The sequence below is a fragment of the Tenacibaculum aiptasiae genome (assembly GCF_965221665.1).
In the GTDB taxonomy this organism is placed as follows: domain Bacteria; phylum Bacteroidota; class Bacteroidia; order Flavobacteriales; family Flavobacteriaceae; genus Polaribacter; species Polaribacter aiptasiae.
The window spans coordinates 680681-694175 of record NZ_CBDCSN010000002.1 but is presented as its reverse complement, the minus strand read 5'-3'; the positions used below and the strand labels follow the sequence as shown (position 1 = coordinate 694175).

At 33.4% G+C, this 13495-nt stretch carries 6 protein-coding genes; all 6 read left to right on the top strand.

The features are described 5' to 3' along the window. Positions 1 to 4 precede the first annotated feature (4 nt). The 6 genes from ACOQN8_RS03450 to ACOQN8_RS03425 all read left to right on the top strand — a co-directional run bounded on the left by ACOQN8_RS03450 (position 5) and on the right by ACOQN8_RS03425 (position 13442). A complete protein-coding gene (locus ACOQN8_RS03450) occupies positions 5 to 922 on the top strand; it encodes a PorP/SprF family type IX secretion system membrane protein (RefSeq protein WP_420551618.1) in 918 nt (305 codons plus the stop codon). Positions 923 to 937: 15 nt separating this feature from the next. Then, a complete protein-coding gene (locus tag ACOQN8_RS03445; protein ID WP_420551617.1) occupies positions 938 to 2866 on the top strand; it encodes an OmpA family protein in 1929 nt (642 codons plus the stop codon). Between the two features lie 12 nt (positions 2867 to 2878). Then, positions 2879 to 7420: a beta strand repeat-containing protein gene (locus tag ACOQN8_RS03440; protein ID WP_420551616.1), complete on the top strand. Its 4542-nt coding sequence runs from the start codon at positions 2879 to 2881 to the stop codon at positions 7418 to 7420. 52 nt (positions 7421 to 7472) lie between these two features. Beyond that, positions 7473 to 10265, top strand: coding sequence for an FG-GAP repeat domain-containing protein (locus ACOQN8_RS03435; protein ID WP_420551615.1), 2793 nt, complete (start codon positions 7473 to 7475; stop codon positions 10263 to 10265). A gap of 335 nt (positions 10266 to 10600) precedes the next feature. Further along, complete coding sequence (locus tag ACOQN8_RS03430) at positions 10601 to 13156, top strand: FG-GAP repeat domain-containing protein (RefSeq protein WP_420551614.1); 2556 nt, start codon at positions 10601 to 10603, stop codon at positions 13154 to 13156. Beyond that, a complete protein-coding gene (locus tag ACOQN8_RS03425; RefSeq protein WP_420551613.1) occupies positions 13113 to 13442 on the top strand; it encodes a hypothetical protein in 330 nt (109 codons plus the stop codon). Before ACOQN8_RS03430 ends, ACOQN8_RS03425 begins: the two co-directional genes overlap by 44 nt. Positions 13443 to 13495: the final 53 nt, after the last annotated feature.

The window sequence follows — 13495 nt, the reverse complement described above, 5'->3', positions numbered from 1 at the left end:
AATTATGAAGGATTTTAAAGTAATTATTGTGTTGCTTGTTTTGTTAGCTAATTACTCAATGTATTCTCAACAAGATTCACAGTTTACACAATATATGTATAATACCATTTCTATAAATCCAGCTTATGCAGGAACAAGAAATGTATTAAGTATTAATGCGCTACACAGGTCGCAATGGCAAGGAATACCGGGGGCACCAATAACGCAAACATTATCTATTAATACTCCAATGGGAGAAAGAACCGGACTAGGTTTATCTGTATATAGAGAAGAAATAGGCCCGTCGGTAGAAACATCTTTTGCGGCAGATTTATCTTATATATTGCCTTTAAATGATTATGATTTAAATTTTGCTTTCGGGTTAAAAGGAGGGCTACATATTATAGATGTAGATTATTCTAAATTAAATATTAAAAACCCGATAGATGAACCTTTCCAAAATAATCTAAGAGAAACTTCACCAATAGTGGGTGTTGGAGGTTATTTATATACAGAAAAATGGTACGTAGGCTTATCGGTACCTAATTTACTTTATACAAAACATTATAAAAACTCATCAACCTCCAATGTTGCAAAAACACAACATTTTTACTTAACAGGAGGATATGTTTTTGAACTAACAGATAATTTAAAATTTAAACCTGCAACACTTTTTAAAGTAACTAATGGAGCACCATTAGTGGTAGACTTATCAACTAATTTTTTAATCAATGAAAAGGTTACGTTAGGAGCATCGTATAGATTGAGTGCAGCGATAAGTGCTTTAGTAGGTGTACAGATATCAAACTCTTTATTTATGGGATATGCCTATGACTATGATACTACTGATATTGGAAATTACAATTCTGGTTCTCATGAAGTATTCCTAAGGTACGAATTCTTCAGAAAAGTACAAGGAAAGATTTCTCCAAGATTCTTTTAATTAAAAAAATATCTAATGAAATATAACAATACAATAACTTTATTCGCAATTGCTTTTTTTACGCTGTTAGGAGTAACAGCTCAAGAAAAAGAATTAAAAAAGGCAAATGAAGAATATGAAAACTCCGCATATATAAATGCGGCAAAAGCGTACTTAAAAGTAGTTCAATCTGGGAATGAATCGTCGGAGGTGCTATTAAAATTAGGAAATACCTATTATTTTAATGCAGATTATTCAAAGGCTGCTACGTGGTATGAAAAATTATATAGCACTAAAGATGCACAAGAAGATAAAAGTTATTTATTAAGATACTCGCAATCTTTAAGAGCTATTGGAGAAAAACAACAAGCAGAAAAAATTTATAATGAATTTTTAAAGGCTTCAGGTTCTTTAGACAAAAATCTAAAAAACAGTGAAGATTATCTGAATATTATTGAGTTAAACTCTAATCGATACAAATTAGATTCTTTAGAGATGATAAACTCAAAGTATATGGATTATGGTGCTTTTTTAAGAAACGACACCTTATACTTTTCATCTGCTAGGAATACTAGAACTAGTATTGGTAGAATAGATGCTTGGGATAATGAACGTTTTTTAGATATCTATACAGCCGTTTTAGACCCGAAAAGTAATCATTATTCAAAACCAAAACTGCTTAAAGGGTCTGTAAATTCTAAATACCATGAATCATCAGCTGTTATTACGAAAGATGGTAAAACCATGTACTTCACAAAATCTAATAATACACCTTTAGATAAAAATAGTAAAATAGCAAGGTTAAAAATTTACCGAGCTACAAAAGATGCTAATGGAAATTGGGGAAATATTGAAGACTTAACCATTAATGGAGATAGTTATTCAACAGCACATCCAGCGTTATCTCCAAATGAGAAGATACTTTATTATGTTTCAGATATGCCAGGTTCTTATGGAGAAACGGATATTTATTCAGTAGATATTTATAATCAAGGAACGCTAGGGAAGCCTAAAAATTTAGGACCTAAAGTGAATACAAAAGGAAGAGAGTCTTTTCCGTTTATAACTTCAAAATATGAGTTGTATTTCTCGTCAGATGGACATTTTGGATTAGGAGGTTATGATGTGTTTTATTTCGATTTAGCATCTAGAAGACAACAATTAATAAATGTTGGAAAGCCTATTAATAGTTCAAAAGACGATTATGCTTTTTCGATAAATAATGCCAACAAAAAAGGTTTTTTGAGTTCAGATAGGTCTGGAGTAGATAACATTTACAAGTTTACAGAGATAATTCCTATAAAAGAGGTCATAGAATATGATTTAGAAGGTGTTATCATAGATCAAGAAACCAATAAGCCAATTGCTGGTGTAGTAGTTACAGTTACTGATACAGATGGAAAAATTCAATCGAAAGGAGTAACAGATGCCAATGGTAAGTTTAGTTTAAGAGTAAGCAAGTTTAAACCTAATATTCTAAAGGCAGAAAACGACAACTATGTTTTTACAGACAAGTTTATTCCAGAACAATATGATGGAGGAAATATCCGATTAGAAGTAAAGAAAAAGAAGGTTGAGGTTAAAAATGATGAAGACTTCAAAAAGATTTTAAACACCAGAATTTACTACGATTATAACAAAGCTAATATTAGAAAAGATGCAATAGCCAAGTTAGAAAAACTCATTGAACTTTTACAAAAACACAAAGAAGTCAGCTTAGAAATTAAATCCTATGCAGATAGTAGAGGTCGTCCAGAATATAATTTAAAATTATCTGATAAGCGAACTCAAAAAGTAATAGAATTTATAGAAAAAAGAGGGGTTAACAAGAGTCGATTAATTGGTAAAGGTTATGGAGAAACAGAGCCAGTAATTGATTGTCAATACCCAAAAAAATGTTCTAAAAAAGAGTATCAGTTGAACAGGAGAACGGAATTCCAAATAATAAAAAAACAAAAAAAATAAACTTTTATAATTATGAAAAAACAAGTACAAATATTAGCCCTTCTAATTGGAAGTAGTATCTACGGACAAGTAGGTATTGGTACTGTAGCACCAAATAAATCGGCTCAATTAGAAATTGTATCAAATAACAAAGGGTTATTGATACCTAAAGTGGCTTTAACATCGTTAACAGATACTTCAACAATAACTTCTGGAAATGTAGAAGGTCTTACTGTTTATAACACTTCAGTCGTATCGGGATTACAACAAGGATACTATTATTGGCTTAATAATAAGTGGAATAGATTAGTAACTGCAGATGAGGTTAATACCTTAACTCACAATACAACAAATGTTAGTTTAACAAAAGATGGAACGGATTTAAAGCTTACTGATTCGGATGGAAATAGTGTTAGTGTTCCTTTAACTGATATTACAGGTGGGGTTGTAGATACCAATACAACTAATACAAGCTTTGCTGTTGTTGGAACAAATTTAGTAATTACAGACAGTGCAGGAAATACTGTAAGTACACCCTTAGCATCTATTGCAGCAGGTGTAAATACAGACGATCAAACGATAACAAATTTTAGTATCGTAGGAACTAATTTAAGTATCACCTTAGAAAATGGAAATACCGCGACTGTACCATTAGCTACCATTGCAACGGGAGTAAATACAGATGATCAAACAATTACAGATTTTAGTATTTCAGGAACAGATTTAAGTATTACGTTAGAAGATGGAAACACAGCAACAGTTCCATTAGCAAGTATAAAAGCAGGAGTAGATACTACAGTTACTAATACAAGCTTTGCAGTTGTTGGAACAAATTTAGTAATCACAGACAGTGCAGGAAATACAGTGAGTACACCATTAGCAACCATTGCAGCAGGTGTAAATACAGACGATCAAACGATAACAAATTTTAGTATAGTTGGAACTAATTTAAGTATCACCTTAGAAAATGGAAATACCGCGACTGTACCATTAGCTACTATTGCTGCGGGTGTGAATACAGATGATCAAACAATCACAGATTTTAGTATTTCAGGAACAGATTTAAGCATTACGTTAGAGGATGGAAACACAGCAACAGTTCCATTAGCAAGTATTAAAGCAGGAGTAGATACTACAGTTACTAATACAAGCTTTACAGTAGTAGGAACAAATTTAGTAATCACAGACAGTGCAGGAAATAATGTGAGTGTACCATTAGCAAGTATTAAAGCAGGAGTAGATACTACAGTTACTAATACAAGCTTTGCAGTAGTAGGAACAAATTTAGTAATCACAGACAGTGCAGGAAATACAGTGAGTACACCGTTAGCAACCATTGCTGCGGGTGTAAATACAGATGATCAAACGATAACAGATTTTAGTATTTCAGGAACAGATTTAAGTATTACGTTAGAAGATGGAAACACAGCAACAGTTCCATTAGCAAGTATAAAAGCAGGAGTAGATACTACAGTTACTAATACAAGCTTTGCAGTAGTAGGAACAAATTTAGTAATCACAGACAGTGCAGGAAATACAGTGAGTACACCGTTAGCAACCATTGCTGCAGGTGTAAATACAGATGATCAAACAGTAACAGATTTTAGTGTTTCAGGAACTAATTTAAGTATTACGTTAGAAGATGGAAATACTGCTACAGTACCATTAGCTACTATAGCAGCGGGGGTGAACACAGATGATCAAACGGTAACTAATTTTGGTATTGTAGGAACAGATTTAAGCATCACCTTGGAAGATGGGAATACTGCAACTGTACCATTGGCTACCATTGCTGCAGGTGTAAATACGGATGATCAAACAGTAACTAATTTTGGTATAGTAGGAACTAACTTAAGTATTACGTTAGAAGATGGGAACACGGCAACGGTACCATTAGCTACTATTGCAGCAGGTGTGAACACGGATGATCAAACAGTAACTAATTTTGGTATTGTAGGAACAGATTTAAGCATTACGTTAGAAGATGGAAACACGGCAACAGTACCTTTAGCTACTATTGCAGCAGGTGTAAATACCGATGATCAGGCTTTAACTTTAGCAACTGGAAACATCTTAACCTTAGAAGATGGTGGAACAGTAAATTTAACTCCGTTTTTAGATAATACAGATGATCAAGCAATTACGGCAACGCTTAATAATACAACAAGAATATTAACTGTTACTTTAGAAGATGGTGGAACGCAAACGGTAGATTTTTCAACAGTATTGTCAGCCGCAGGAACCGATGATCAAGCTTTAACATTAGCAACAGGAAATATTTTAACCTTAGAAGATGGCGGAACAGTAAATTTAACACCATTTTTAGATAATACGGATGATCAAGCAATCACAGCAACGCTTAATAATACAACAAGAATATTAACTATTACGCTAGAAGATGGCGGAACACAAACGGTAGATTTCTCAACTGTATTAGCAGCAGCAGGAACCGATGATCAAACAATAACAGACTTTAGTGTATCAAGCGGCAACTTAAGCATTACTTTAGAAAATGGAAATACCGCAACTGTACCATTATCAACAATAGCAACAGGAGTTGATACAAATACAACTAACTCAAGTTTTGCAGTAGTAGGAACAAATTTAGTAATCACCGATAGCGCAAATAACACTGTAAGTGTACCATTAGCTAATATAGCAGCAGGTGTGAATACAGATGATCAAACGGTAACTAATTTTGGTATTGTAGGAACAGATTTAAGCATTACGTTAGAAGATGGAAACACTGCAACAGTACCATTGGTAACAATTGCTGCAGGTGTAAATACGGATGATCAAACGGTAACTAATTTTGGTATAGTAGGAACTAACTTAAGTATTACGTTAGAAGATGGAAACACTGCAACGGTACCATTAGCAACAATTGCAGCAGGTGTAAATACAGATGATCAAACAGTAACTAATTTTGGTATTGTAGGAACAGATTTAAGCATTACGTTAGAAGATGGAAACACGGCAACAGTACCATTAGCGACTATTGCTGCAGGTGTAAATACCGACGATCAAGCTTTAACCTTAGCAACAGGAAATATCTTAACCTTAGAAGATGGCGGAACAGTAAATTTAACGCCATTCTTAGACAATACGGATAATCAAGCAATCACAGCAACGCTTAATAATACGACAAGAATATTAACTATTACGCTAGAAGATGGCGGAACTCAAACAGTAGATTTTTCAACTGTATTAGCAGCAGCAGGAACAGACGATCAAGCTTTAACCTTGGCAACAGGAAATATCTTAACCTTAGAAGATGGAGGAACTGTAAATTTAACACCATTCTTAGACAATACGGATGATCAAGCAATCACAGCAACGCTTAATAATACAACAAGGATATTAACTATTACGCTAGAAGATGGCGGAACTCAAACAGTAGATTTCTCAACAGTATTAGCAGCAGCAGGAACAGACGATCAAGCTTTAACCTTGGCAACAGGAAATATCTTAACCTTAGAAGATGGAGGGACTGTAAATTTAACACCATTCTTAGACAATACGGATGATCAGGCAATCACAGCAACGCTTAATAATACAACAAGAATATTAACTGTTACTTTAGAAGATGGTGGAACACAAACGGTAGATTTTTCAACAGTATTAGCAGCAGCAGGAACAGACGATCAAGCTTTAACATTAGCAACAGGAAATATCTTAACATTGGAAGATGGCGGAACAGTAAATTTAACACCATTCTTAGACAATACAGATGATCAAACAATAACAAATTTTGGTGTTGTAGGAAGTAACTTAAGTATTACGTTAGAAGATGGAAATACGGCAACAGTACCATTATCAGCATTAGATAATATAGCAGGAAAAGCATTAACATCTACAGATTTAGATGTCTCAACCGATGGAGCAACTGCTTTACTAAAAGATGTAACAATTAATATTAAGACAGATGCAGTAACTACTAATAAAATTCTAAACGAAACGATTTTATCTGAGGATATTAAAAATGGAGAAGTAAAAACAGATGATATAGCAGATAAAAATGTAACAGTTGCTAAGATTGCTAACGGAACAGCAAATCAAGTATTAATGACAAATGCTGCGGGAACTGATGTAGAGTGGAGAACTGTAAATAATACTGTAAAAGAAGTATTAAGTGCAGAATACGCTGGAGCTACATTATATGCAGATGGAACAAATAATTTAGGTGTCATGACTTCTGATAATACTGGAGCTACAGGTAATTATATGAATTTCTATGAATGGTCAAGTGGAGAAGCAACAGCTCAAGATTATGATGTGGTGGTTCGATTTACATTACCAAACGATTTTACTTCTTGGGATGCAACAAATCCAATTGTAATTGATTACCAAGCAGAAGGTACTTCAACATTCAGTGCAACAATGTTTTTAGAAAATGGAACAGCTTTAGGTACCATCGCAGCGGCTTCTTCAGCAGCATGGACTACAGCAAACTTAAACCCTGGTGCTATGACAGCAGGAAATACAGCCGTTATTTTACTAAAACTAACAAGTGCTGCTGGTGATGCTACTAAAAAAGTAAGAGTAGGTGATATTACGTTGAACTACAATAAATAAAAGAATTGTGAAACAGATAAAATATATAGTACTATTAAGTATACTACTCTTCATGGGTAGTATACATAGTGGTTATTCTCAAGATACGGATGGAGATGGAGTTCTTGATAGCCAAGACATAGATGATGATAATGATGGTATTTTAGATATAGTAGAAAGTCCTCTTGATGTAGTTTGGATTTCAGAACAATTTAATCAAACCATTTTTTATAGGGGAGATACTTCCAATGGAACTTTTGCTACAGGAATGGTAGAAAATATAAATGTGCCTAATGTAGGGATAACAAATCTAGAGAATACATTCATTGGAGATATAAATAATGATCATTTTTTGGATATAGTGTTTGTCTCAGAGGCAGAAAATAGAACTATAACTTATAGGGGAAAAGGAGATGGAACTTTCTTACCGGCTTTAGTAACTAATATGAATATTCCTAACATGGGAAGTGCTGGAGGGGAAAACGGGTTTTTAAAAGATGCGGACGGCGATGGTTTTTTGGATATCTTTTGGATAGCAGATTGGAATCAATCTATTTTTTATAAAGGAAATGGAGACGGAACCTTTCAAAATGCACTAACAGGAACACTTAATGTACCAGAAGTAGGATATAGTAATTCAAAAGTCTCATTTGCAAATGATTTAGATAATGATGGTAAAGTGGATATTTATTCAGTGTCTGAGAGCAATCAAATTACCTTTTATAAAGGAAATGGAGATGGAACTTTCCAAAATGGTACCATAACAATTGTTAATATACCTAGTGTTGGGGGAATGGATGATGCAGCAGATGCTACACTTACAGGAGATGTAGACAACGATGGGAATATAGATATTATTTGGATTTCAGAAACAGATCAAAGTACTTTTTATAAAGGGAATGGCGATGGTACTTTCCAAGGAGGGGTAACAACATTTGTAAATGTTCATGATGTCGGGTATAGTAATGCTCAAAACACATTTATTGGAGATGCAGATGCAGATGGAACTTTAGATGTCATTTTTATAACAGAAGCCTTTGATCAAACTATTTTTTATAAAGGAAATGGTAATGGAACTTTTCAAGATGGAGTAATAACAAGCCGTGAAATACAGAATGTAGGGGTGAGTTTTAAAGAAGTTGCTTTTATGGGAAGTTTTAATTTAGATCCTGATAGTGATGGTATTCCTAATCATTTAGATTTGGATTCTGATAATGATGGTATTCCAGATAATGTAGAAGCTCAGACTACAGTGGGTTATATAGCTCCAAATGCTGACAGTCCTGCAACATATATAACCAATAGAGGATTAAATTCTGCATATTTAACAGGAGGTTTAAGACCTGTAAATACTGATGGAACTGATACGCCAGATTTTATTGATACAGATTCAGATAATCAAGAAGAAGGTGATAGTGTAGAAGGAGGTGTAACTGCAAATCCAACTTATGCAGATGTAAACGGTAGTATAGACAACCCTATAACATTACCAAATTCAGATGGTATAGATGATGTTGATTATAGAGATATCGTTGCGCCTGGAGGTGTAAAAATAGGGTTAGGATTTTGGTTGAAAGCAAATGTAGGTACAGTAGGTAGCTCAACTCTTACAGAATGGAAAGATCAATCAACTTTTAAAAGAGATGCTAGTGTAGTTACAGGAGATCCTACATTTTTTCAATTTAATTTGAGTTATAATCCTGCAATTAGATTTGATGGGAACGATTATTTTACTTTGAATACTGAGCATAAGTTTTTTCCAACTAATTATACAGCTGCTGAAGCTTTTAGTGTAGCAAAAAGTAATTCTTCAGGAACAGATAATGGTCATCCATATGATTTTGGAGGGGCAAACTCTGCTAGGGGATATTATTATCCAGACCAACAAGGTGTACTTTATCAAGGGTCTTTTACAACAGATCGTTTAGCTTTTAATACAACAACTAATGCGGTAATTGATTCAAAAGCAGGTGCACTAGTAACTGGAGACCCTTTAAATTTAGCTAATTGGAATATTTATGGTACGCATAGTGCAGCTAATAATTGGGGAATTCAGTTTAACGGACAGTCTAAAACATCAACAACAGTAAATATTACTGATTTTTCTTTTCCAACAACTAATGGAGTTTATATAGGAGCTGCACAGAATACGAATTTTACAGGAGATATTAGTGAGATAATATTGTATAGTAGAGTGCTTTCTAATACGGAAAGACATCGAGTAAATAGTTATAATGCAGTAAAATATGGGATAACTTTAAATCAAACAACTCCAACAAATTATGTTGCAAGTGATGGAACAGTTATATGGGATACATCTGTAAATTCATCATATGCTCATGATATCGCGGGTATTGGTAGAGATGAGGCTTCTGCTTTACATCAAAAACAATCCAAATCAGTAAATGTAGATGCTTTGGTTTCTATAGGTTTAGGAAGTGTTGTTGCATCCAATGCTGCGAATACAAATACTTTTACAAATAATAAAAATTTCTTGGTATGGGCAAATAATAATGCAAGTACAACAATGGTTAATTCGGGAATATCTGTTGCTTTTGCAGAAAAAATTAATCGTAATTGGCTGGTAAAAGAAACAGGAACAGTTGAAGAGGTTTTGTTACAAATTCCAGATGCTTTAGGAACTGCATTATTTGGTAATACAGATAATTTAACATTATTCGTAGCAGATGATGAGAATTTTACCACCAATTTGGTAACTGTACCTTTTGTGAAAAATGGTGTTTTTCAGGAGGCAAAAGTAAATTTTAACGGAACTAAATATTTTTCTTTTGGAATACCTAGAACTAACTTCATGCGTCATGGGAAAACGTTTAAAAACCTTCGAGAAACTAGAATGGAATGGTAAATAATTATTAAACAAAAAAAATTATTTACTTAGAATAAATGATTTATAAAAATAGAATTATGAAACATTAAAACCAATGAATTAGGAATGTAGGAAAGAGAATAACTAATAAAGTTCTGTATGTCTGAATAGGTATTTGATTAACGATATACAGGAATTATATGCTCATCTGCCTAATAGTGTTGGTATGGAGACTTCTGTTAATATTTCAGGAGTTATTAGAAGCAGAAGTCGCAGCTGCTTACTATTATAATAACTAACAAACAAGTCGCAGGCAATAAGGCAAGAAAGTTTAGAGTAGTTGATATTGCCCTTAACAATAAAAACATAACAAGATGAAACGAGTAAATCTCTTAATATTTTTATGCATATTATTTTCAATTAACATAGTACATATAGGTTATTCACAAGATACTGATGGTGATGGTGTTATAGATAGTATTGATATAGATGACGATAATGATGGAATTTTAGATGTAGAAGAAGATCCAGTAGATATAGTTTGGATTTCAGAAGAATTTAATCAAACAATCTTTTATAAAGGGATAGATAATACGAAATATGAAGAAGGATTGGTTACAAGTATGAATGTACCTAATGCGGGAACAACAAATCAAGAAAATACTTTTATAGGAGATGTAGATTCTGATGATCTTTTAGATATAATTTTTGTTTCAGAGGTTGAAAATAGAATCATTTTTTACAAAGGAAATGGTAATGGTACGTTTCAAAATGCAGTAATAACAAATATTAATATCCCCAATGTTGGTAGTGAAGGAATAGAATTTGCGTTTTTAAAAGACGTAGATGGAGATAACATATTAGATATATTTTGGTTGATAGAATGGAACCAAAGTAATTTTTTCAAAGGAAATGGAGATGGTACTTTTCAAAATGCGGTAACAACACCTATAAATGTTCCAGATGTAGGGAGTAATGTATGGGAAGTTACCTATACAGGTGATGCAGATAATGACGGTATCATGGATATATATATGATGACTGAATCGAACCGTACAGTTTTTTATAAAGGTAATGGGAACGGAACTTTTCAAGATGGGGTGGTAACGAATATAAATGTACCAAATGTAGGAGGTGTTTTTGATGTAGAAAACACGTCACTTTCGGGAGATTTAGATAGTGATGGTATTTTAGATATAATTTGGGTTTCACAAACAAATGAAGCGGTTTTTTATAAAGGAAATGGAGATGGAAGCTTTCAAAATGGAGTGTTGTCAACTCTAAATATTCAAGATGTAGGAATTGGTATTGCAGAAAATACGTTTTTAGTAGACAGAGATAAAGATGGTATTTTAGATATAGTTTTGATATCTCAACATTCAAATTATACAGTTTTTTATAAAGGAAATGGGAATGGAACTTTTCAAGTTGGGGTACTAACAAATTTAAATGTGCAAAATGTTGGGTATAATGACAGAGAAATTACTTTTATAGGAAGTTTCAATCTCGATCCGGATGGAGACGGAATTCCCAATCATTTAGATTTAGATTCTGATGGAGATGGAATTCCCGATAATGTAGAAGCACAGACTACAGCAGGTTATATAGCACCAAACGCAGATAGTCCTGCAACATATGCTGCAAATAGTGGGTTAAATTCAGCATATTTAGGAGGTTTAACACCTGTAAATACAGATGGTACTGATGATCCAGATTATTTAGATTTAGATTCAGATAATCAAGAAGAAGGAGATAGCGTAGAAGGTGGAGTAACGGCGAATCCAACATACGCAGATGTAAATGGTAGCTTAAACGACCCAACAACATTACCCAATTCTGATGAAGTTGATGATGTTGACTACAGAGATATAGTAGCACCAGGAGGGGTAAAAACTGGCTTAGGATTTTGGTTAAAAGCCAATGTAGGTACAGTAGGAAATACAATAGTTACAGAGTGGAAAGATCAATCAACTTTCAAAAGAGACGCGAGTGTTGTTACTGGTGACCCTTCTTTTTTCTTGTTTAATGTAAGTTACAATCCAGCAATTAGATTTGATGGAGGTGATTACTTTTCATTAAGTAATGTACATAAGTTTTTCTCAAGTACTTATTCAGCAGCAGAAGCAATTACAGTAAGTAAAAGTAATATTACTCCAGCACCAGGGGTAAGTAATGGGCATCCCTATGATTTTGGAGCAGCAAGTTCAGCAAGAGATTTTTACTACCCAGACCAACAAAGCAGACTTTATCAAGGATCTTTTACTACAGATCGTTTAGGGTTTAATCCAGTAACTAATGCAATTGTCGATGCAAAAACAGGAGTTACAGGAGTCGTTGGAAGTCCAGTGAATTTGGCTGATTGGAATATTTATGGGACACATAGTGCTAATAATAATTGGGGAATTCAATTTAACGGTGAATTTAAAGCATCATCATCGGTAAATACAACAGATTTTTCTTTTCCGTCAACCAACGGAGTATATATTGGAGCAGTAGAGAATGAAACTTTTACGGGAGATATTAGTGAAGTAATTTTATATAATAAAGTACTTTCTAGTACAGAAAGACAACGAGTTAATAGCTATAACGCGGTAAAATATGGAATTACGTTAAATCAATCAACACCAACAAACTATTTAGCAAGTGATGGAACAGTTATTTGGGATGCAACAGTAAATTCAGCATATATCCATGATATAGCAGGAGTTGGTAGAGATGAGTCTTCAGCATTGCATCAAAAACAATCAAAATCAGTAAATGTTGATGCGTTAGTTGCTATAGGATTAGGAAGTGTAGTTGCAACAAATGCAGCTAACACAAATACTTTTACGAATAATAAAGATTTCTTAGTATGGGGAAATAATAATGGAAGTATAACCATGGTTAATGCAGGTATACCTGCTGTTTTTTTTACAAAAAATAAGCCGTAATTGGTTACTAAAAGAAACAGGAACAGTAGATGAGGTTCAAGTACAAATACCAGAATCTATAGCTTCTGTTTTATTTGGAGGCGCCGATTTAACTTTATTTGTAGCAGATGATGAGAATTTTACTACTAATTTGGTTACCGTTCCACTAACAAAAAATGGTCTTTACTTAGAAGCCATGATAAATTTTAATGGAACTAAATATTTTTCTTTTGGAATTCCACGAACTAGCTTTATGCGTCATGGAAAAACTTTTAGAAATTTAAAAGAAACTCGAATGGAATGGTAAGGATGTGTAAAATATAACGTCTTTAATAAAGGTGAATGTTAGTAGTTTTTTAA

Bases quoted from the DNA above. Each gene is read 5' to 3' on its own strand.
- ACOQN8_RS03440 (WP_420551616.1), top strand. From the start codon at position 2,879: ATGAAAAAACAAGTACAAATATTAGCCCTTCTAATTGGAAGTAGTATC.
- ACOQN8_RS03430 (WP_420551614.1), top strand. From the start codon at position 10,601: ATGAAACGAGTAAATCTCTTAATATTTTTATGCATATTATTTTCAATT.
- ACOQN8_RS03425 (WP_420551613.1), top strand. From the start codon at position 13,113: ATGCAGGTATACCTGCTGTTTTTTTTACAAAAAATAAGCCGTAATTGG.
- ACOQN8_RS03435 (WP_420551615.1), top strand. From the start codon at position 7,473: ATGGGTAGTATACATAGTGGTTATTCTCAAGATACGGATGGAGATGGA.
- ACOQN8_RS03445 (WP_420551617.1), top strand. From the start codon at position 938: ATGAAATATAACAATACAATAACTTTATTCGCAATTGCTTTTTTTACG.
- ACOQN8_RS03450 (WP_420551618.1), top strand. From the start codon at position 5: ATGAAGGATTTTAAAGTAATTATTGTGTTGCTTGTTTTGTTAGCTAAT.